At 67.7% G+C, this 20,269-nt stretch carries 17 protein-coding genes; 10 read left to right on the top strand and 7 right to left on the bottom strand.

All coding sequences use genetic code 11. The features are described from left to right. Positions 1-737: 737 nt before the first annotated feature. The 7 genes from M6D93_RS19355 to rlmN all read left to right on the top strand — a co-directional run bounded on the left by M6D93_RS19355 (position 738) and on the right by rlmN (position 9,870). Positions 738-3,746 carry a helix-turn-helix transcriptional regulator gene (locus M6D93_RS19355; RefSeq protein ID WP_283818659.1) on the top strand — a complete coding sequence of 1,003 codons (3,009 nt, stop codon included), beginning with the start codon at positions 738-740 and terminating at the stop codon, positions 3,744-3,746. A 429-nt stretch (positions 3,747-4,175) separates the two neighbouring features. Then, entirely contained in the window at positions 4,176-5,111 is a 936-nt protein-coding gene (gene rpsB, locus M6D93_RS08410) for a 30S ribosomal protein S2 (protein WP_249773907.1), read from the top strand. Positions 5,112-5,240: 129 nt separating this feature from the next. Continuing rightward, positions 5,241-6,059 carry a translation elongation factor Ts gene (gene tsf, locus M6D93_RS08415; RefSeq protein ID WP_249773908.1) on the top strand — a complete coding sequence of 273 codons (819 nt, stop codon included), beginning with the start codon at positions 5,241-5,243 and terminating at the stop codon, positions 6,057-6,059. A gap of 143 nt (positions 6,060-6,202) precedes the next feature. Continuing rightward, a complete protein-coding gene (gene pyrH / locus M6D93_RS08420; protein WP_347343582.1) occupies positions 6,203-6,955 on the top strand; it encodes a UMP kinase in 753 nt (250 codons plus the stop codon). Between the two features lie 44 nt (positions 6,956-6,999). Next, positions 7,000-7,557, top strand: coding sequence for a ribosome recycling factor (frr, locus tag M6D93_RS08425; protein ID WP_249773910.1), 558 nt, complete (start codon positions 7,000-7,002; stop codon positions 7,555-7,557). Further along, the gene (locus tag M6D93_RS08430) at positions 7,557-8,717 is read left to right on the top strand and encodes a phosphatidate cytidylyltransferase (protein WP_249773911.1); all 1,161 of its coding nucleotides are present in this window, start codon (positions 7,557-7,559) and stop codon (positions 8,715-8,717) included. The genes frr and M6D93_RS08430 overlap by 1 nt, the downstream gene beginning before the upstream one ends. Positions 8,718-8,772: 55 nt before the next feature. Then, positions 8,773-9,870, top strand: a complete 1,098-nt coding sequence (gene rlmN / locus M6D93_RS08435; RefSeq protein ID WP_249773912.1) for a dual-specificity RNA methyltransferase RlmN — start codon at positions 8,773-8,775, stop codon at positions 9,868-9,870. Between the two features lie 37 nt (positions 9,871-9,907). Here rlmN and M6D93_RS08440 read toward each other — a convergent pair whose 3' ends face one another. Both M6D93_RS08440 and M6D93_RS08445 read right to left on the bottom strand, forming a co-directional pair. Then, positions 9,908-10,591 (bottom strand): pyridoxamine 5'-phosphate oxidase family protein, encoded by a 684-nt coding sequence (locus tag M6D93_RS08440; protein WP_249773913.1) that lies wholly within the window; start codon positions 10,589-10,591, stop codon positions 9,908-9,910. A 109-nt stretch (positions 10,592-10,700) separates the two neighbouring features. Further along, positions 10,701-11,294 (bottom strand): XRE family transcriptional regulator, encoded by a 594-nt coding sequence (locus tag M6D93_RS08445; RefSeq protein WP_249773914.1) that lies wholly within the window; start codon positions 11,292-11,294, stop codon positions 10,701-10,703. On the opposite strand from M6D93_RS08445, the gene M6D93_RS08450 reads away from it, so the two are divergent. Then, positions 11,295-12,626 carry a benzoate/H(+) symporter BenE family transporter gene (locus tag M6D93_RS08450; protein WP_249773915.1) on the top strand — a complete coding sequence of 444 codons (1,332 nt, stop codon included), beginning with the start codon at positions 11,295-11,297 and terminating at the stop codon, positions 12,624-12,626. It abuts the gene before it with no gap. Here M6D93_RS08450 and M6D93_RS08455 read toward each other — a convergent pair. Both M6D93_RS08455 and ald read right to left on the bottom strand, forming a co-directional pair. Further along, the gene (locus M6D93_RS08455) at positions 12,572-13,957 is read right to left on the bottom strand and encodes an NAD(P)/FAD-dependent oxidoreductase (RefSeq protein ID WP_249773916.1); all 1,386 of its coding nucleotides are present in this window, start codon (positions 13,955-13,957) and stop codon (positions 12,572-12,574) included. The genes M6D93_RS08450 and M6D93_RS08455 overlap by 55 nt on opposite strands. Before the next feature lie 23 nt (positions 13,958-13,980). Further along, positions 13,981-15,099 carry an alanine dehydrogenase gene (ald, locus tag M6D93_RS08460; RefSeq protein WP_249773917.1) on the bottom strand — a complete coding sequence of 373 codons (1,119 nt, stop codon included), beginning with the start codon at positions 15,097-15,099 and terminating at the stop codon, positions 13,981-13,983. Between the two features lie 121 nt (positions 15,100-15,220). On the opposite strand from ald, the gene M6D93_RS08465 reads away from it, so the two are divergent. Continuing rightward, on the top strand, positions 15,221-15,799 hold the full coding sequence (locus M6D93_RS08465) for an Lrp/AsnC family transcriptional regulator (RefSeq protein ID WP_249773918.1): 579 nt from the start codon (positions 15,221-15,223) through the stop codon (positions 15,797-15,799). Between the two features lie 26 nt (positions 15,800-15,825). Here M6D93_RS08465 and M6D93_RS08470 read toward each other — a convergent pair whose 3' ends face one another. From M6D93_RS08470 to M6D93_RS08480, 3 genes are all read right to left on the bottom strand, one after another. Then, positions 15,826-16,791: an NAD(P)/FAD-dependent oxidoreductase gene (locus M6D93_RS08470; protein ID WP_249773919.1), complete on the bottom strand. Its 966-nt coding sequence runs from the start codon at positions 16,789-16,791 to the stop codon at positions 15,826-15,828. Further along, positions 16,791-18,110 carry an aspartate aminotransferase family protein gene (locus M6D93_RS08475; RefSeq protein WP_347343584.1) on the bottom strand — a complete coding sequence of 440 codons (1,320 nt, stop codon included), beginning with the start codon at positions 18,108-18,110 and terminating at the stop codon, positions 16,791-16,793. Before M6D93_RS08475 ends, M6D93_RS08470 begins: the two co-directional genes overlap by 1 nt. Before the next feature lie 98 nt (positions 18,111-18,208). Beyond that, positions 18,209-18,685, bottom strand: coding sequence for an Lrp/AsnC family transcriptional regulator (locus M6D93_RS08480; protein WP_249773921.1), 477 nt, complete (start codon positions 18,683-18,685; stop codon positions 18,209-18,211). A gap of 355 nt (positions 18,686-19,040) precedes the next feature. Between M6D93_RS08480 and M6D93_RS08485 the strand changes: the two genes are divergently transcribed. Continuing rightward, the gene (locus M6D93_RS08485) at positions 19,041-20,261 is read left to right on the top strand and encodes an ABC transporter substrate-binding protein (RefSeq protein WP_347343532.1); all 1,221 of its coding nucleotides are present in this window, start codon (positions 19,041-19,043) and stop codon (positions 20,259-20,261) included. Positions 20,262-20,269: the final 8 nt, after the last annotated feature.

Below are 20,269 nucleotides of genomic sequence, written 5' to 3' on the forward strand. Positions count from 1 at the left end.
AGGGTCTGTCTGGCAGGCGGGGACGAGGGATGGTCGGTTCACGCGATGAGCCTGCCTGCGATGGTGCCTGTCCAGGTCGGGCAACTGGGTTCTGTGGACTGCGGGCCCGGTTGTGGACAACCTGCCGATGCCGGGACTGCCCCAGTTCAGCGCGCTGAGGTGTGGCCGCCTGGGTGCCCGCACTTGTTGGCCAGTGGTCCGTGCGGTCGTCCTAGGGACGTCCGTGCCGCGTACGCATCAGAAATAGGGCACCGTGCCCGCCGGACTAGGGAGATCTCCCGATGCTCGCGGGCACCTCAGAAGCGCATCGTCGATATCACCAACAACAGCAACGAATTCGCCGGGGACTCCGGCGAGCAAGGAGCAGAGATGTACCCGACGATGGACGTCAACACCGAGATCGCCTATCGGCGCGAACGAATCGCGCAATCGTACCGAGCCGGAGCCAGCCGCGGTCTGGTCGAGGAAATCGGCGGCCGAACCCAGTCCGCCCACCGTTCGCACCATTTGCCGCGGTTACGCCGGGGGAACCGGTCCTGAGACCCGGACCCGCGAACGCACCAGCCGTTCGTCGGTACCAGGCACCCTTACCAACGGAAGGCGCAGGATCGCGGCAGGCCGATGACCTGATGGTCCCACCAGCCATACCGGGACCGCGTCAGCACCTCGGCCTGCCGCGGCTCGCCGCGCAACGGAATCCCATCGACGTTGTCATACCTTGCGTGCAGGATGAGGACGTGCCAGTTCCGCCCCAGCCATTAGTCGGTCGCGCAGCCGAACTTGCCGTCCTGGTCGGGGCGATCGAGGATGCGGCGCGTGGCGACAAGGCGGCGGTGATCGTGGCGGGCGATGCCGGGGTCGGTAAGACCCGGCTGCTCGCTGAGGTCGTCGAAATCGCCGACCACAACGGTGTCGCATCGCTCATCGGGCACTGCCTGGACTTCGGTGACGTCGGGCTGCCGTACCTCCCCGTCACCGAGGCGTTCGGCCGGTTGGCTCGCCACGAGCCCGAGCTCTTCGATGCCATTCGCGACCAGTACCCCGTCATCGAAAGGCTTCTCCCGCAACATCGAGTGATCGGAGCGAGCACCGCGGCCTCATCGGTGCCGATGGACCGCGCTGAGCTCTTCGCGTCTGTGCTCGGCGCATTGGGGCTGATCGGGGAGGCTCGTCCGACACTGTTCGTGGTCGAAGACGCACATTGGGCCGACCAATCCAGTCGTGACCTGCTCGGCTTCCTGCTGGCGCGGTTGGACTCGGAGCGAATCGCTCTGGTGATCTCTTACCGCTCGGACGATCTGCATCGGCGTCATCCGCTGCGCGCGGCCGTGGCCGAGTGGAGCCGTCGGGCGGGCGTTCGCCGTCTGACGCTGGAACCGTTGACCGAGTCGGACTCCCGACTTCTGATCGAGCAGCTGCACCCGGAGCCGCTGACCGCCGCTCAGCTGCAGCGTGTCCTGCGGCGCGCTGACGGCAATGCCTTCTTCACGGAGGAGTTGCTGGCCAGCGAACTCGACCTCGACCAGGGCCTCGATTCGGAATCGCTGGTTCCCACCGCGCTGGCCGAATTGCTGCTGCTGCGGCTGGAACGCGTTTCCGACGAGGCCAAACAGCTCGCCCGCACCGCGGCCGTGGCCGGCCGTTCGGTTCGGCATCGCACCCTTGCGGCGGTGTCCGGTCTCGCGGCCGATCACCTCGACCTCGCCTTGCGGGAGCTCATCGACGGCCAACTGCTTCAACCGCAGGGCGCCGAACGCTATCGATTCCGCCACGCACTGCTCGCCGAGGCGATTTACGACGACCTGTTGCCAGGCGAGCGCGTGCGGCTGCATGCCCGCTTCGCCGAGGTCCTCGCTGATTCGGCCATCCCGGCGACGGCGGCGGAACTGGCCAGGCATGCCCGGGAATCGCATGACCTCGTGACCGCCGTTCGGGCCGGGATCCAGGCAGGCGAGGAGGCGATGCGGGTCGCGGCGCCGGATGAGGGGATGCGCCAGTTCGAAACCGCGCTGGAGCTTCTTCCCGCCGCCCGTGGCGCTGAGGGCTGGGACGCTGACGATCCCGGCTTGGATCTCACCGAACTCAGCCTGCGGGCCGTCGAGGCTGCCTCCGCCGCGGGCCACCTCAGCCGAGCGCGTGGTCTGGCCGACGAGGCTCTCCTTCGGCTGCCGCAGACCGCCCTGGCCGAGCAACGCGCTCGGGTTCTGATGGCCGTCGGTACCCAGGCCGCGCTGGTCGAAGGCGAGTTGGACGCGCTTTCCGCCACCGCCGAGGCGTTGAAGCTGGTGCCGCTCGAGCCGGCCACCGAACTGCGCGCCCGGCTTGCGGCGTTGCGGGCGCGGACCCTGTCGCAACTCGGCCGGGACGACGAGTCCGCGCGCTGGGCCGAGGAATGCCTTCTCGTCGCCGAACGCTTACAACGGCCCGACCTGGCCGCCGATGCCCGAGCCACGCTGGCGATTCTCGATCGTCGCGCGGGCGATCCCGATCGCGCGGCCGACGAATTGCAGCGAATCGCGGATCAGGCCCAGCAGGCCGGCGAGCTGGGATCGGAGTTGCGGGTGCGCTTCCAGCTCGGTGTCCTGCAGCTGGGCCGCGGCGACCTCCCGGCCGCCGAGCGTGATTACCGACGCTGCTGGGAACGCGCCGTCGAAACCGGGCGTCCGTGGGCGGCCTGGGGGATCGATGCCCGCTGTCATCTGGCCCTGACCCTGTTCATGCTGGGGGAGTGGGACGAGGCGGAGCGAGTCGTCGACACCAGCGGCGAACGTCCACCGCAGTTCGCTGCGGTGAAGCTGACTGCTGCCGGCTTTGCTGTGCGGGCGGCCCGGGGCGATCGTGGCCTGATCACCGATCTGCCGGCGTTGCGCCGGCGTTGGCGCCAGGACGGTGTCATCGCGATCTGGGGTCTCGGCCAGGTGATGGAGCTGCATGCCCAGAGCGGGGAGCCGAGCAGGGCGTTGCAGGCCTACGACGAACTGCTGGCAGTTATCGCCGATATCTGGCAGCAGCCCCACTTCATGGCCAATATTCGCCTCGCCACAGTTGGCTTGGGAGCCTTGGGCACGGCCGCAACGACCGCCACCGAGTCCGAGCGCGACGCTCTGCTTGAGCGGGGCCGCGGCCTGCATCGGGCCGGCGTCGACGCTGCAGCTCCGGGGTGGACCTCTGACCGCCATCCGGGCCCGGAGGCCAATGCGTGGCTCACCCGACTCGAAGCCGAGTGGGCCCGGTTGCGCTGGCTCACCGCAGTTGACCCGCCCGCCGAAGCCGAACATCTCAATCTCTGGCTGGCCGCGATCGAGCAGTTCGCCGGCCTCCCCTACGAACGCGCCCGCTGCCAGGCGCGATTCGCTGCCGTGGCCCGGGCGGCCGGACGAACTGCGCAGGCGCAGGAAGCCCTGGTGGCGGCCTCGAGCGTTGCCGTTCGTTTGAGAGCTACACCCTTGCTGAGCGAGCTGGAAGCCCTTGAACCTCGTCCCGCGTCGCGAGCGGGCTCCGGACCGCACTCGCGCCCCGCGCCGGACAACCGGCAGGGCCTGCCTCACACCGGGCTGGCGGCGTTGACCGACCGGGAACGGGAGGTGTTGACCGTGCTCCAGTCCGGCCGAACGAATCGACAGATTGCCCGACAGCTCTACATAAGCGAAAAGACCGTCAGCGTGCACGTCTCCAACATCCTGGCCAAGCTCGGCGTGCGGAGTCGAACCGAGGCTGCCGCCGTCGCCGGTAGGGAAGGCGGCTAGCGCAGCGGTGGCGATCCGTCCACCCGCGGCGGCCGGGAGCACCCGCTCGCGGACTATCTCCCAGCAACGCTGAGCGACCGCAGCAACGCTGAGCGACCGCAGCAACGCTGAGCGACCGCAGCAACGCTGAGCTACCCCACCAAGGGTCGAGCCCACCGCACACTCGGCTCACGGGCGCAATTAGCTACGCCAGCCGCGGCGGGGCTATGATTGGCCAGCACCTCGCTCCGGCGAGGTGACTTCGCGTGCCCACTCACCCGTCGCGGTGAGCAGCAGCCACTTTCGGTCCGGCCCCTGCGGTCGGTCGTGGCGGTGTCAGCCGGGCGCCAGGGTGATCGGCCTCCGGCCAGATCACGACAACCGAACCGCGGTTTGGTTCACCGGCATGTGTCGGCGGCCCACCGCACGAACGCAAGGAGGACGTGCCCGATGGCCGTCGTCACTATGAAGAACCTGCTCGACTCCGGTGTGCACTTCGGACACCAGACCCGGCGCTGGAACCCGAAGATGAAGCGGTTCATCTTCACCGAGCGCAACGGCATCTACATCATCGATCTGCAGCAGACGCTGACCTACATCGACCGCGCGTACGAGTTCGTCAAGGAAACGGTCGCCCACGGCGGCAGCGTCATGTTCATCGGTACCAAGAAGCAGGCCCAAGAGGCCATCGCCGAGCAGGCCACCCGCGTGGGTATGCCCTACGTCAACCAGCGCTGGCTCGGCGGCATGCTCACCAACTTCTCGACCGTCTACAAGCGGCTTCAGCGTCTGAAGGAGCTCGAAGCCATGGAGGCCAACGGCTGGGAGGGGACTGCGACGAAGAAGGAGCAGCTCATCCTGACCCGCGAGAAGATCAAGCTCGAGCGGACCCTCGGCGGCATCCGTGAGATGTCGAAGACGCCCAGCGCGGTATGGATCGTCGACACGAAGAAGGAGCACATCGCGGTCGGTGAGGCCCACAAGCTGAACATCCCCGTCATCGCGATCCTCGACACCAACTGCGATCCCGACGAGGTCGACTACAAGATCCCGGGTAACGACGATGCAATCCGCAGCGCCGCCCTGCTCACCCGCGTGATCGCCGACGCCGTTGCCGAGGGCCTGATGGCCCGAGCCGGCGCCGCCGCCAACGCCGGTCGCGACGAGAAGCCGGAGCCCGGCCAGCTGGGTACCGACGAGCCGCTCGCGGACTGGGAGAAGGAACTCCTGCAGCCGACCGAGGTTGCCGGTGAGGTCAGCGGTGCCGAGACGGTCGCCGAGGTCCCCCCGGCAGCCGAGGTCGCACCGGCCGAGGCCGTCGCCGAGGCTGCTGACGCGGCCGACGCCAAGGTCGAGGCCGAGCAGCCCGCCGCCGACGCCTCCTGACGCCTGGCGATTCCGTCCGCCGATTTCCGGCCGAGCCGTCCCGTACGGGGCGCGGCCTGGCCACCAATACCGCTGGCACGACGCGGTCCCGTGCGCGCCAGCACACATCTCAAAGGGGATTGAACTGACATGGCGATTACCGCCGCAGACGTGAAGAAGCTCCGCGACGCCACTGGCGCGGGGATGATGGATGCCAAGAAGGCACTCGAGGCCGCCGACGGCGATTTCGACAAGGCCGTCGAGGAGTTGCGCATCAAGGGTGCGGGCAAGGCCGCCAAGCGTGGGGCCGAGCGTGAGACCAGCAACGGTCTCGTCGCCGCCGCCGAGAACGCGATGATCGAGCTCGCCTGCGAGACCGACTTCGTGGCCAAGAACGAGCAGTTCCAGGCTCTGGCCGGTGACATCGTCGCGCATTTCGTGAAGTCCGACGTCAGCGACGTCGAGTCCTTGCTCGCCGAGACGCTCGCCGACGGCGAGACCGTGGCCAAGAACATCGACGCGCTCAACGCCCTGATCGGCGAGAAGATCGAGCTGCGCCGAGCGGTCAAGCTCGAAGGCAAGATCGCCACCTACCTGCACAAGAAGTCAGCCGATCTGCCGGCTCAGGTCGGTGTGCTGGTCTCGTTCACCGGCGACGACGTCGAGGCCGCCCGTAGCGCGGCGATGCAGGTAGCGGCGCTCAAGGCGTCCTACCTCACTCGCGAGGACGTCCCGGCCGACACGGTCGAGAACGAGAAGCGCATCGCCGAGGAGATCGCCCGCAACGAAGGCAAGCCCGAAGCCGCGATCAGCCGCATCGTCGAGGGCCGAGTCAACGGCTTCTTCAAGGAGAACGTGCTGATCGAGCAGTCCTCCGTGCACGACTCGAAGAAGACCGTCAAGGCGCTGCTGGACGAAGCCGGTGTGAGCCTGACCGGGTTCGCCCGCTTCGAGGTCGGCGCTGCCTGAGCCAGCTTGACCTGAGCGAGTCCTCAGCCGCGGACGCCAGCCGATGACCGATCGGTCAGCACAGTAGGGCAGGATCAGCTCGGACGGGCACAGCACATCGAAAAGGGGCCATCATGACCGAATCACCCTCCGGGGCCGGCCAGATGGCCCCTTTCTCGACCGACGGGTCCGAACGTGCGGCGCCGCCGGCTTACCGGCGTGTCCTGCTCAAGCTCTCGGGTGAGGTTTTCGGCGGCGGCAGGGTCGGCGTCGACCCAGAGGTCGTCCAGTCGATCGCCCGTCAGATCGCCGAAGTGCACCGCAACGGCACCCAGGTCGCCGTCGTGGTCGGCGGCGGCAATTTCTTCCGCGGCGAGGAACTGTCCCAGCGGGGCATGGACCGCGACCGCGCCGACTACATGGGCATGCTGGGCACGGTCATGAACTGCCTGGCCCTTCAGGACTTCCTCGAGAAGGCCGGTGTTCCCACCCGAGTGCAGACGGCGATCACGATGGGCCAGATCGCCGAGCCCTACATCCCTCGCCGCGCCGAGCGTCACCTGGAGAAGGGCCGTGCGGTCATCTTCGGAGCCGGCGCGGGCCTGCCGTACTTCTCCACCGATACGACAGCCGCGCAGCGGGCCCTGGAGATCGGGTGCCAGGTCTTGTTGATGGGCAAGAGCGGCGTCGACGGCGTCTACGACTCCGACCCCAAGTTCAACCCGAATGCGGTGAAATTCGACCGCATCTCCTATGACGATGTGCTGCGCCGCGGGCTGAAGGTCGCCGACGCGACAGCTTTCAGCCTCTGCCGAGACAACGCGATGCCGATCATCGTGTTCGATCTTGCGGATGGCAACATCGCGCGAGTCGTTCGTGGTGAGAAGATCGGCACCGTGGTCTCGGCCACCGGCTGAGCCGGTTGTCCCACCTGTACCCGCTGCCCGACAAGGAGATTGACGTGATCGAGGAAACGCTCTTCGAAGCCGAGGAGAAGATGGAGAAGGCTGTGAGCGTTCTCCACAACGATCTCGGCGGTCTGCGCACGGGCCGCGCCTCGGCAAGCGCGTTCAACCGCATCGCGATCGACTACTACGGTGCGATGACCCCCCTGTCGCAGTTGGCATCGGTCAGCATTCCCGAGGCCAGGATGGCCGTCATCAAGCCCTACGACGCCTCCCAGCTCGGTGCGCTGGAGAAGGCGATCCGCGACAGTGACCTTGGCGTGAACCCCACCAACGACGGCAACCTGATCCGGGTCGTCTTCCCGCAACTGACCGAGGAACGGCGTCGCGACTTCGTGAAGTTGGCACGCAGCCGCGGCGAGGACGCGAAGGTGTCGATCAGGTCTGTGCGCAGGCATGCCAACGAGACGTTCAACAAGCTGGTCAAGGACGGCGAGGTGGGCGAGGACGACGCGCGTCGGGCCGAAGCCGACCTGCAGAAGGCGACCGACCGCTACGTGGCTCAAGTCGACGAGTCGGTCAAGACCAAAGAAGCAGAGCTGCTCGAAGTCTGATGGTCGACACCCCCGAGGACCCCGACGCCCCCGAGGACCCCGAGCACCACGACGCTTCCGAGGACCCCGACGCCCCCGGCGAGCCAGACGACCTCGGCGACCCTGAACCGGCCGCTACCGGGCGCCACGGTGGATCGGGTATGTCCGCCGCCGAGATCATCGCCAGAGCGCGCGCCGCCGATCCGGCCGCGGCCAGCCGTCCGTCCCGGTCGGCTCGGCGTGCCGCCGAGCAGGCTGAGGCGCTCGCGGAACGGGTCGAGGCCGCCACGGACGAACCGAGCATGACGCGCCACCTCGCGGTCGTCGCCTCGCCGGTCCCGCTGATCGAGGACCTTCCGGTCGCCGTGCGCACCTCGCGTGCCGGACGCAATCTGCCCGCCGCCATCGGGGTCGGCGCGGGTTTGGGCGCCCTGGTGTTGGCGTCGGTATTTCTCTACCGACCGAGCTTCGCGGTCATCCTCGTCATCGCTGCCGCGATCGGCGTGTACGAGATGGTGCAGGCCATCTCCACCGTCGAGGCCCGGCCGCCGTTGGTCCCGCTGGTCGTAGGCGGTGTCGCGATGGACGCGGCCGCGTGGTTCCGCGGACCGGACGGCCTGGTCGGTGCGCTGTTGCTCACCGTGCTCGGGGTCGTCGTGTGGCGCCTGGCCGACGGGGCCGCGGGCTACCTGCCCGATGTCGCCTCCGGCGTGTTCATCGCCTTGTACGTACCATTCCTGGCCGGCTTTGCCGCCCTCATGGTCCATCCCGACGACGGGGCCGCGCGGATCGTCATGTTCATCCTGGCGGTGGTGTGCTCCGACACCGGGGGGTACGCGGCTGGTGTGTTGTTCGGCAAGCATCCGATGGCGCCGACCGTCTCGCCCAAGAAGTCCTGGGAGGGCTTCGCCGGCTCGCTGGTGGGAAGCTCGATTTCGGGGTCCCTGCTCATGGTCTTCTGTTTTCATCACGAGTGGTGGAAGGGTGTCATCTTCGGGCTGGCGATCGCCGTTACGGCGACCCTGGGCGATCTCGGCGAGTCGATGATCAAGCGGGACCTGGGCCTGAAGGACATGGGCAAGCTGCTTCCTGGTCACGGCGGGATCATGGACCGGCTCGACTCCCTGCTTCCCTGCGCGCCCGTCGCGTACCTGTTACTCGCGGCCTTCGTTCCGCACTGAGACGCTGTCTCCGGCGGCGGGTTCGCGGCTGCGTGCGTGGGACAATGGTCGGGTTATGACTTCATTGCCTCTGGTGTTCGATGCCCCCCGCCGCGGTCTTCCGCCGCGACACTTCGCCGACTTATCGCCCGAACAGCGTCGACAGGCGGTCGTCGAACTGGGGGAGAAGCCCTTCCGGGCCGATCAGCTGGCCCGCCAGTACTACGGCCGGCTCGTCAACGATCCGGACCAGATGACCGATCTGCCCGCCGCCGCGCGGGAACTGCTCGGCAAGGCGCTGTTCCCTCCGCTGCTCACCGAAGTCCGCCACGTCGAGACCGATCGCGGAACCACCCGCAAGACCCTGTGGAAACTGCACGACGGCACGCTCGTCGAGAGCGTGTTGATGCGCTACCGGGACCGGCTCACGGTCTGCGTCTCCAGCCAGGCCGGCTGCGGTATGGCCTGCCCCTTCTGTGCCACCGGGCAGGGCGGCCTGAACCGCAACCTGTCGACAGCCGAGATCGTCGAGCAGGCGGTCGCGGCGGCTCGGGTCGCCGCCGCCGGTGAATTGCCCGGCGGTCCGGTCCGGCTGTCGAACGTGGTGTTCATGGGCATGGGTGAACCGCTGGCCAACTACAACCGCGTCGCCGCGTCCCTGCACCGGCTCATCGACCCGTCGCCGTCCGGGCTCGGCCTGTCCCAGCGCTCGATCACGGTTTCCACCGTGGGTCTCGTCCCGGCCGTGAACCGGCTTGCCGACGAGGGCCTGAACGTGACCCTAGCCGTTTCGCTGCACGCGCCGGACGACGAACTGCGTGACACCCTGGTGCCGGTCAACACCCGCTGGAAGGTGCGCGAGGTGTTGGAGGCCGCCGACGCCTACGCGTCGCGAACCGGGCGCCGGTACTCGATCGAGTACGCCATGATCCGCAACATCAACGATCAGGCCTGGCGTGGGGACCTGCTGGGGCAGCTGCTGTCCGGCCGCCTGGCGCACGTCAACCTCATCCCGCTGAACCCGACTCCAGGGTCGAAATGGGATGCCTCACCCAAGCACGTCGAGGAAGAGTTCGTGGCGCGGATCGCGGCTCACGGAGTGTCGGTCACCGTTCGCGACACCCGCGGTCGCGAGATCGACGGAGCCTGCGGGCAACTCGCGGCCAAAGCCTGACGGCTCGAACGCTTCTTCTCGGGCGGACTGCTGCTCGTCAGCTCAACAGGGCCGCGACGGACGAGGGCAGGCCGATGCCTGGACGGAGGTCGGGGGCGGCAATGGCCTCCTGGTAGCGGGGAGTCCGCGGGAGCACCCCGGCCCAGGCGGGCCCAGCCACGTCGTCTTCAGGATCCTCGGGCCAGCCGTCGCTGACCTTGAGGCTCCACTCCTCCGCCGCGAACCGCAGCACGAGCGTCGCGGCAAGCTCCTTGGACCGGGGGCGGCGCACCTCACTCGTGCGTCCCGGGATGAGGGCTTCGGTCAGAACGTCGAGCGCACGAGTCTTGGCTGCTTCCTCGATGGGCACACAGTGGCCGAAGAGCACGGCGCTGCGGTAATGCATCGAGGACTCGAACGCAGAGCGCGCAACAACGAGCGCGTCAATGCTGGTGAGGGCCATCGCGGCGGGGATGCCTTCGCCGAGCACGCGCAGCCAGCGTGACCCGGTCGAACCGTGCAGCAGCAGCTGACCGTCATCGTCCATCGCCACGGCGATCGGGAGCACCATCGGCTGCTCCTGCAGCGCGAAGGACACATGGGCGACCTGGGCGTCGGCGACCAACCGACGCAGCGCGGCCGCGTCATTGCCCGGGAACTTCTCACTCATCCGGCTCGGCTGCGTCCGTCCCCCTCCGTTGAGTGCGGGATCAGTGCTCGGTAGCGAAACAGGTTCGGTCACCGGCGCATTCTCGCAGCGAACCGCTGCCACTGTCGCCTGCATTGTCAGCTGGAGGGCCCCACGCTGTCTGCCGACGGGTCGCGGCCGGCGCCCGACCCGGCATCCTGGATCAGAACTCGCGCGGGTGACGGATGATGAGGACGGCCTCGACGGGATCTTCCCCGATGGCGAGATAGCCGTGTTCGCCGCTGGATTCCCATTTCGCGTTCTGTCCCGCGCTGACCTCGACCTGGTCCCCGAGCGGTCCGGCGCGCAGCTGGCCGGCGGTGACGAGAAGCTGTTCGGTGACGCCTGCGCCGTGGCCGGGTGAGACCTGCTGGACTCCCGGCGTCACCGTCAGCCGATAGATCTCGGTGGTGACGGTGGGGTCGTCATAGACATCGATGAGAACGGCCGACACGGCCGCTCCGTACACGCGCGGGGTGGGGGGCTGCTCCCCGGGCTCCCTCAGCAGGTCCGCCAGGCCCACCCCGAGTTGGGCCGCGATCGCGTACAGGGTTTCCAGAGTCGGATTGCGGCGTCCGGCCTCGATCTCAGACAGCGTCGCCTTGCCCAGTCCCGCCGCTGCTGCGACGTGGGACAGCGACCAGCCTCGAGCCGAGCGCAGTTGGCGGATCCGGCGGCCGATCGTCGCGGCCGGCGTGGGTCCTTCGGTCGACAGCTCTCCCTTGCCGTGGTGGACCATCCCGGTATCGTTCCACATATGGAACGACTGCAACCAGTGCTCGCCGGGCTCGTCACCGCCCTGGTGGGCTTCACCAGTTCGTTCACCGTGGTGCTCGCCGGACTGCGGGCCGTCGGAGCGGACCAGGCCCAGTCCGCTTCCGGACTTCTCGCTGTCAGCGTGATCATGGGTGTGGTGGCCCTCCAGGCGTCGGTACGGTCGCGAATGCCGATCAGCATCGCGTGGTCCACGCCCGGCGCGGCTCTGCTCGTCTCCAGCGGCGCCGTGCCGGGCGGCTTCGGCACCGCGGTGGCCGCCTTCGGTATCTGCGGCCTGCTGACCGTGGCCACCGGCGTCGTCGCCAGACTGCGGCAACTCGTTCTCGCCATCCCCAGACCGCTGGCCAATGCGCTGCTGGCCGGAGTGCTGGTGCAGTTGTGCGTCGTTCCGGTGGCCACCGTCAAGCACCGTCCTGGTCTCGCGCTGGCCATCATCGCGACCTGGCTGGTGCTCAGCCGTTATGCGCGCCGCTGGGCCGTCCCCGCGGCGATGGCGGTCGCGCTCACCGAGATCGTCCTGTCCTCCTCCTCGGCCGACCTGTCCGGCATCTCGCTGGCGCCGCGGCTCGTGCTCACCGCGCCCACGCTGAATCTGACCGCGTGCACCCTCGGGCTCTCGCTCTTCGTTGTGACGATGGCGTCGCAGAACGTCCCGGGGATCGCGGTCCTGGAAGGGTTCGGCTACCGTCCGCCGGTCCGCACCGTCCTGCTGGACACCGGTCTCGCGACCGTGGCCGGAGCGGCGCTCGGTGCCCACGTGGTGAACATGGCGGCGATCAGCGCGGCCCTGTGCGCCGGTCCGGAAGCAGGCGTTGACAGGGGCAGACGGTGGATCGCGTCGGTGGTAGCGGGGCTGACCTACATCGTGTTCGGACTGAGCGCCGGCCTGCTGGCCGCACTGGTCGCGGTTGCTCCCGCGGGTCTGGTGGAGACCGTCGCGGGACTGGCACTGATGGCGACTTTGGGCGCGGCGTTGTCCGCCGCGGTGGCCGATCTTGCGCCGGGAGGGGCCGCCGCAGCGCACCGGAAGGAGCGCGGCCCGAAGGCACGGGCCCGGACGACATCGGGTTACCGCGAAGCGGCCGTCATCACCTTCCTCATCACGGTTTCCGGGGTCAGCTTCGGTGGGATCGGATCAGCCTTCTGGGGTCTGGCGGCGGGGTTGGCGGTGCTGGCCTTCCTCGACCCGCAGTTGCTGCGCGCCACGGGTCAGGGCGAGGAAGTGCTCGAGACGGACGGGCCGCAGGAGGCGGCGGGTCAGCGCCCCAGCACTCGGTTGACCGCGGCGGCGACGGCAGAGGGCCGCCCGTGACGGGCTTCGGCGGCGTCGGCCCAGGTCATCGCCTGCAGGCCGGCGTTTGCTCCGAGCCAGCGCAACGGCTCCGGCTCCCACTGCGGTGACCGATGATTCACCCAGGGCAGCTCGGTCAACGGGGTGTCACGCTGGAGGATGAGATCGGTGAGCGTGCGCCCGGCGAGGTTGGTGGTCGACACCCCGTCGCCGACATAGCCACCGGCCCAGGCGATCCCGGTCGCCCGGTCCAAACCGGCCGAGGCGTGCCAATCGCGCGCGATCGCGAGCGGACCGCCCCAGCGATGGGTGATTTTCGCGCCGCTGGTCACCGGAAGCAGTTCGGTGAGCGCCGCTTGCAAAGCCGAGAAGACCTTGTCGTTACGGTCGAATCCCGGCCGAACCGTCGATCCGAAGTGGTAAGGAGCGCCGCGGCCTCCGAACACCAACCGGTCGTCGGCGGTGCGCTGACCGTAGATGATCAGATGGCGGAGGTCGGCGAAGGTCTCCCGATCCCGCAGCCCGATCTCGTCCCACACGTTCTCGCTGAGCGGCTCGGTCGCGATCATCAGCGAGTAAACCGGGACCACCGCGCGGCGGTAGCCCTTGAGCCGTGGGGTGAAACCCTCCGTCGCGCGGACGATGAACTCGGCTCGGAGCACGCCCAGGTCGGTCAGCACCCGACCGGGCTCGATGGCGCTGACGCGGGTGCCCTCATAGATCCGTACGCCGGACTGTTCCACCCGCCGGGCCAGTGATCGAGCCAGCTTGGCGGGATGAATTGCCGCGCAGTGCGGGGTGTAGACACCACCCAGCACATTCGTGGCGTTCAACCGCGACCGCGCCTGCTCGGCGTCCAGCCGGCTCAGATCGGATTCGCCGAAGCCGAAGCGGCGGGCTTCGTCGATCTCCTCGTCGGCGCGATCCAGTTGTGGGCCGCTGCGCGCCAGCGTGATCGTGCCGCCGGCGGCCCAATCGGCGTCGAGGGAATCGGAGGCGATCACGCGCCCGATCTCGGCGACCGTCTCCTGCATGGCCCGGTGCTGGCCCAGGGCGGCCTCCGGACCGTATTCGCTGGCCAGGGCGCTCAGCCCGACCGGGAACAGCGCCGAGCACCAGCCGCCGTTGCGGCCCGAGGCGCCGAAACCGGCCGTCTCCGCCTCCACGATCGCGATCCGCAGGTCGGGACACGCCCGCTGCAGGTAGTAGGCCGTCCACAGGCCGGTGTAGCCCGCGCCGACGATTGCGACGTCGACGACTCGGTCAGCGGGGGACGCGGACGCCAGCGACGGCCGGGGCGCCAAGGCGTCCCCGGCCGTCGCGAGCCACAGCGACAGCTGCGAATAGCTCATCGGACGGATCCGTTCCGTTTCGCTCAGGCCGACAGTGCTTCGTCCAGACTGCGGCTGGAGTAGCCGTGCGCCTCGGCCACCGGCGCGTTGGTGAGCTCGCCGGCGTGGGTGTTCAGGCCCAGGGCCAAGGCCTTGTCGGCCTTCAGCGCGTCCTTCCAGCCCCGGTTGGCCAGCTCGACCGCGTAGGGCAGGGTGACGTTGGTCAGCGCGTAGGTGGACGTGTGGGGCACGGCGCCAGGCATGTTGGCCACGCAGTAAAAGACCGAGTTGTGCACGGCGTAGGTCGGATCGGCGTGGGTGGTAGGCCTGGAGTCCTCGAAGCAGCCGCCCTGGTCGATGGAGATGTCGACGAGCACCGAACCCGGCTTCATCCGCGAGACGAGCTCATTGCTGATGATCTTGGGCGCCTTCGCGCCGGGAACCAGCACGGCTCCGATGACCAGGTCAGCGTCGAGCACGGCCTTCTCGACCTCGTACGCGTTGGACGCGATGGTCTGGCAGTGGCCCTGGTAGATGGCGTCCATCTGGCGAAGCCGCGCGACGTTGCGGTCGAGCAGGAGGACTTCGGCCTGCATGCCGAGCGCGATCGCCGCCGCGTTCTGCCCGGACACGCCCGCGCCGATCACGACGACCTTCGCCGCGTAGACGCCGGGGACGCCGCCCATGAGCACGCCACGGCCGCCGCCCTGACGCATCAGGTGGTAGGAGCCGACCTGCGGGGCGAGCCGGCCCGCGACCTCGGACATCGGAGCCAGCAGCGGCAGGGAACCGTCGGACAGCTGGACGGTCTCGTAGGCGATGCCGGTGGTGCCGGCCTTGAGCAGGGCGTCGGTGCAGCTCTTGTCGGCCGCCAGGTGCAAGTACGTGAACAGGGTCTGGTCGGACCGCATCCGGTGGTATTCCTCGGCGATGGGTTCCTTGACCTTGAGCAGCAGATCTCCCTCGGCCCAGACATCGTCCGCGCTGTCGAGGATCTTGGCGCCCGCGGCGACGTAGTCCTCGTTCGGGATGGAGGAGCCCAGGCCGGCGTCGCGCTGGACGAACACCTCGTGCCCATTACGCGCGAGTTCGTTCACACCCGACGGGGTGATCGCCACCCGGTACTCGTGGTTCTTGACCTCTGAGGGGATTCCGACCTTCATGACTGACCCTTCGCAATTCGATGGATCAGGACGTCTTCGTTGACGTACTGATACGTCGAGGATGAAGGATTGGACGCTCAAATGGCTAGAGGGCTGAACAAAATTCTGTCAGGATGGCCAAATGGCTGCCCGAAGTTCGAGCGCGACGCCGAAACGACCGCTATCGCCGAACGCCGTGCGGCGCGAAACCCGCATGGGACGGGACCGGAACCGGCTCGACCCCGCCGTGGCCGACACCGGCGCCGCGGCCGGATTGGACCGCATCGATCGGGCCATTCTCGATCGTCTGGCCGCAGACGCGCGACTGCCGAACAACGCCCTGGCCGAAGCCGTCGGAATCGCGCCGTCCACGTGCCTGGGGCGCGTGCGCTCGCTGCGGGAGCGGGGGGTGATCCGTGGGTTCCACGCCGACATCGATCCGTCGGCCGTGGGCCGGCCGATCCAGGCGATGATCGCGGTTCGCATGCAGTCCCACGCGCGCAGTCACATCAGCGAGTTCGCCGCCAGCGTCAGTCGGTTGCCCGAGGTGCTGAATGTCTTCTTTCTGGCCGGCGCCGATGATTTCCTCATCCACGTCGCGGCCCGCAACACCCAGAACCTGCGCGACTTCGTCGTGGTGAACCTGTCCGGAGACCCGGATGTCGCCCTGACCGAGACGAACCTGATCTTCGAGCACATCAGGGCCGGCGCGCCCGGCTGAGCGCGACGGCTACCGCGGCCGGGCAGCTAGCGCAGCTCGGCCGCGAGCTGCTCACCCAGGCGGGTCCCGGACAGCCACGCCGACTCCACGCGCGGCGATCCCGTTTCGCACCAGGCATCCCCGCACGCAGAGACAGCCTTACTCAGCCGCCCGTACGGTTCGCGATGTACGCCTGCGGGTTTGGCCAACGTCCATCGATGGGCGTGCGTCCACACCGGCGCACTGCGAAGTCCGAACAGGTCGAGCAACGCCGCCACTACCGGCTCTACGGCTGCGTCGGGGTCGGCCAACCAGTTCCGGGCGGCGGATGCGGTCGTGTGCGCGACCAGGACGGCCGCGCCGTCGCCGCGGCGGGCTCCGTCGTCGGCGACGAAGCTCAACACCGGATCACCGTTGACGAAGCACCCGTCGGCGAAGGGCCACTCGCGTGCCGGCCACCCACTGGCCACCGCAATCACAGGATCGAAAGGGACGTCCCGCAGCTGGTTCGAGGACGGTCCGGACAACAGCCGTCGCGCCTGAGCGTCCGGCATCGCCAAGACCACGTGCCGATAGCGGTCACCGGCCACTGTCGCACCGCCGTCGGAGTCGACGGCTTCGATGACTTCAGTGACTTCGGCCGCCAGTCGCACCGGGATGTCGCCGAGCACCGTCCGAACAACGCTGCGCAGCCCCGCCGGAGTCGACCAGCGCGTCGGCCCGCTCGAACTGCCCAGCTCGCGGCCATGGGAGGCAACCGCGAAGGTGTTCGTCCACTGCCGAGCTATTCCCGAGGATTGCCAGCCACCGACGACTGTGGCGAACGCGGGATCGGCCGCGGTGAAGTAGGCGGCTCCCAGATCCACCCGGCGTCCGTGCAGCTCGGGGGACGCGAGCCGGCCACCAGGTGCATGGCCGCGTTCGAAGACCGAAACGTCGACGCCGGCATCGACCAGAGCTCGCGCGCACGCTGCTCCGGCGATACCGGCGCCGACAACGGCAACCTCAGTCACTAGATCTTGGTCGCGCCCTCGATCAGGACCGCTCGCAGGATCTGCTCGATCTCGTCGAACTCGGCCTGCCCGCAGATCAGTGGCGGCGCCAGCTGAACCACCGGATCGCCCCGGTCATCGGCACGGCAGTACAAGCCGGCCTCGTAGAGCGCCTTGGACAGGAATCCGCGCAACAACCGCTCGGATTCGTCGTCGCTGAAGGTCTCCTTCGTCGCCTTGTCCTTCACCAGTTCGATGCCGTAGAAGTACCCGTCGCCACGGACGTCGCCCACGATCGGCAGGTCCGTCAGCTTCTCCAGGGTCGCCCGGAAGGCGGCCTCGTTGTCGAGCACGTGCTGGTTGAGGCCCTCCTTCTCGAACAGATCCAGGTTGGCCATCGCCACGGCCGAGGACACGGGGTGCCCACCGAAGGTGTAGCCGTGCGGGAAGTACGTCGTGCCCTTGAGGAACGGCTCGGCCAGCCGGTCGGAGATGAGACAAGCGCCGATAGGGGAGTAACCGGAGGTCATGCCCTTGGCGCAGGTGATCATGTCCGGCTGGTACCCGAACTTGTCGGCACCGAACATCGGTCCGAGACGCCCGAAGGCGCAGATGGTCTCGTCCGACACGAGCAGGACGTCATAGGTGTCACAGATCTCGCGCACCCGCTGGAAGTATCCCGGCGGGGGCGGGAAGCAACCGCCGGAGTTCTGCACCGGCTCCAGGAACACCGCGGCGACCGACTCGGGCCCCTCCATGATGATGGCGGTCTCGATCTGGTCCGCTGCCCAGCGGCCGAAGGCGACCGGGTCGTCGCCGAAGACCGGCGCACGGTAGATGTTGGTGTTCGGCACCTTGTGCGCACCGGGGACCAGCGGTTCGAACATCGTCTTGGCGGCCGGGATGCCGGTGATGGACAGCGCGCCCTGCGGCGTGCCGTGGTAGGCGACGTACCGCGATATCACCTTGTGCTTCTCAGGCCGGCCGGTGAGCTTGTAGTACTGCTTGGCCAGTTTCCACGCGGTCTCGACGGCCTCGCCGCCACCGGTGGTGAAGAAGACCCGGTTGAGGTCCCCCGGCGCGAGATCGGCCAGCCGGTCGGCCAGTTGAATGGCCTGGGGGTGGGCGTAGGACCAGAGCGGGAAGTAGGCGAGCTCGGCGGCCTGGCGACCGGCGGCCTCGGCCAGTTCGCGGCGCCCGTGGCCGGCCTGCACGGTGAACAGGCCGGAGATGCCGTCGAGGTAGCGGCGTCCCTGGATGTCGTAGATGTAGGCGCCTTCACCGCGCACGATCGTGGGCACCGGCGAGTGCTCGTAGGAGGACAGCCGGGTGAAGTGCATCCACAGGTGGTCGCGGGCGGAGTCGGACAGTTCTTGCGCGTTGTAGCGGTCCGAGCCGAAATTTGCGGCTTCGGAGGACGTGTCGATCGGGCTGGTTGTCATGCGATACCCCAGTTGTAGGTCTGTTTCTTCAGCTTCAGGTACATGAAGGTTTCGGTCCGTCGGACGCCGGGAAGTTTCCGGATCCGGTCGTTTATCAACTCCAATAGATGGTCGTCGTCCACCACCACCGCCTCGGCCAGGATGTCGAAAGATCCGGCTGTCAACACGACATAGACGACCTCGGGAATCTCCGAGAGCAGGTCTGCGGCCTCTTCCAGATCGCCTTCGATGTTGATACCGATCATCAGTTCGCGGGCGAAGCCGATTTGCTGCGGATCGGTGACCGCCACGATCTGCACGGTTCCGGTCTCGATCAGCTTCTGCACCCGCTGTCGTACCGCCGCCTCCGACAGCCCGACGGCCTTACCGATGGCCGCGTACGGACGTCTCCCGTCCTGCTGCAACTGCTCGATGATGGCCTTCGAGGTGTCGTCGAGTTGCTGCCGCCGGGAGCGGGTCTTCGGCTGCGCCATACCACGGATAATGCAGGATGTCGGGCCTCAATGCAAGCGAATCCGAAGGTATTGCCCGGCTCGTCCTTCTGAATCAGTGCCGTGGTCGGTCGTCCGCATCGGATCGTCGGTGAAACCGCTTGGTAGCAAGCGCGACACACGCAGTAAACACCTTCGGGGTTCATTAGCGGTACCCAAACGCCGTCTGCTCTTTGGAATTCGTTGCGATCGGGCCTAGACGTTGCGGAATTGCTTGTCACCCGTCCCGTCGCGTGGCACGATCCGGGACGCCGAAACCCGTGCGCCTGATTGCGGGTGGCGGGACGGGCCGTTCGGCTCGATGGTCGATCACATCAGGCACATCCGGAAGGAACCAATGGTGTCCTCTGCTCGCGGTAATCCCCTCGCCGGAATCAGGCCAGACCTGGTCCGGGGGTTGGTCAGTCGCCGGACGATGTTGGCCGGCCTCGGCGCGGCGAGTTTCTCCGCGCTGCTCGCCGGCTGCGGAACCTCCGGCATCGCCTACCACGGATCCGAGGCGGGTAAGCAAGCCACCGACCGCTCAGACGCCGACAAGGTCGTGAACTGGTCCAACTGGCCCGTATACATCGACGTGGACGACAAGACCCAGAAGCGCCCCACACTCGAGGCGTTCACCAAGAAGACCGGCATCAAGGTCAATTACACCGAGGACTACAGCGACAACGACATCTTCTTCGCCAAGGTCAAGCCGCAGCTGACGGCCAACGCTGATACCGGTCGCGACGTGTGGTGCTCGACCGACTGGATGGTCTCGCGGCTCATCCGGCTCAACTGGGTGCAGAAGTTCGACCGCGCGAACATGCCGAACGCGAACAACCTCGTCGACACGCTCGTGAACGTCAGTTTCGATCCGGGACGCAATTACTCGATCCCGTGGCAGTCGGGCTTCACCGGCATCGCCTACAACCCGAAGGTCACCGGCGGCAAGAAGATCGAGACGATCGACCAGCTCCTGACCGATCCCGCCATCAAGGGCCGCGTCACGCTGTTGACCGAGATGCGGGACACGGTCGGCCTGGTCCTGCTGGGCATGGGCAAGGATCCGGCGAAGTTCTCGGACAAGGACTTCGACGACGCGATCAAGATCCTCACCGAGGCCAAGAACCGTGGTCAGCTCAAGGGCTTCACCGGCAACGAGTACGGCAAGGGGCTGGCCTCCGGCGACATCGCGGCCTGCATCGCGTGGACCGGTGACGTCGTCCAGCTCAAGGCCGACAACCCCGATCTCGGCTACGTACTGCCGAGCACCGGCCACATGGTCTGGTCGGACAACTTCGTGATCCCGAACAAAGCCAGGCACAAGAAGAACGCCGAGCTGCTCATCGACTACTACTACAGCCCCGACGTCATGGCAAAGGTCGAGGACTACGTCAACTACATCCCGCCGGTCAAGGGCGTCAAGCAGGTCCTGGTCAAGAGCGACCCGGCGGTGGCCGACGACCCGCTGATCTTCCCCAGCGACGCCGTGCAGGCCAAGTCCCACGTTTTCATGGGCCTGACGGGCGAGCAGGAAAACCGCTTCAACAACGCGTTCCAGACCCTGATCGGCGGCTGATCCACACC

Source organism: Jatrophihabitans telluris (assembly GCF_023516435.1).
Taxonomy (GTDB): domain Bacteria; phylum Actinomycetota; class Actinomycetes; order Mycobacteriales; family Jatrophihabitantaceae; genus Jatrophihabitans_A; species Jatrophihabitans_A telluris.

Bases quoted from the DNA above. Each gene is read 5' to 3' on its own strand.
- rpsB (WP_249773907.1), top strand. From the start codon at position 4,176: ATGGCCGTCGTCACTATGAAGAACCTGCTCGACTCCGGTGTGCACTTC.
- ald (WP_249773917.1), bottom strand. From the start codon at position 15,099: ATGAAGGTCGGAATCCCCTCAGAGGTCAAGAACCACGAGTACCGGGTG.
- M6D93_RS08485 (WP_347343532.1), top strand. From the start codon at position 19,041: ATGGTGTCCTCTGCTCGCGGTAATCCCCTCGCCGGAATCAGGCCAGAC.
- rlmN (WP_249773912.1), top strand. From the start codon at position 8,773: ATGACTTCATTGCCTCTGGTGTTCGATGCCCCCCGCCGCGGTCTTCCG.
- tsf (WP_249773908.1), top strand. From the start codon at position 5,241: ATGGCGATTACCGCCGCAGACGTGAAGAAGCTCCGCGACGCCACTGGC.
- M6D93_RS08430 (WP_249773911.1), top strand. From the start codon at position 7,557: ATGGTCGACACCCCCGAGGACCCCGACGCCCCCGAGGACCCCGAGCAC.
- M6D93_RS08445 (WP_249773914.1), bottom strand. From the start codon at position 11,294: ATGTGGAACGATACCGGGATGGTCCACCACGGCAAGGGAGAGCTGTCG.
- M6D93_RS08465 (WP_249773918.1), top strand. From the start codon at position 15,221: ATGGCTGCCCGAAGTTCGAGCGCGACGCCGAAACGACCGCTATCGCCG.
- M6D93_RS08450 (WP_249773915.1), top strand. From the start codon at position 11,295: ATGGAACGACTGCAACCAGTGCTCGCCGGGCTCGTCACCGCCCTGGTG.
- M6D93_RS08480 (WP_249773921.1), bottom strand. From the start codon at position 18,685: ATGGCGCAGCCGAAGACCCGCTCCCGGCGGCAGCAACTCGACGACACC.
- M6D93_RS08475 (WP_347343584.1), bottom strand. From the start codon at position 18,110: ATGCACTTCACCCGGCTGTCCTCCTACGAGCACTCGCCGGTGCCCACG.
- pyrH (WP_347343582.1), top strand. From the start codon at position 6,203: ATGGCCCCTTTCTCGACCGACGGGTCCGAACGTGCGGCGCCGCCGGCT.
- M6D93_RS08455 (WP_249773916.1), bottom strand. From the start codon at position 13,957: ATGAGCTATTCGCAGCTGTCGCTGTGGCTCGCGACGGCCGGGGACGCC.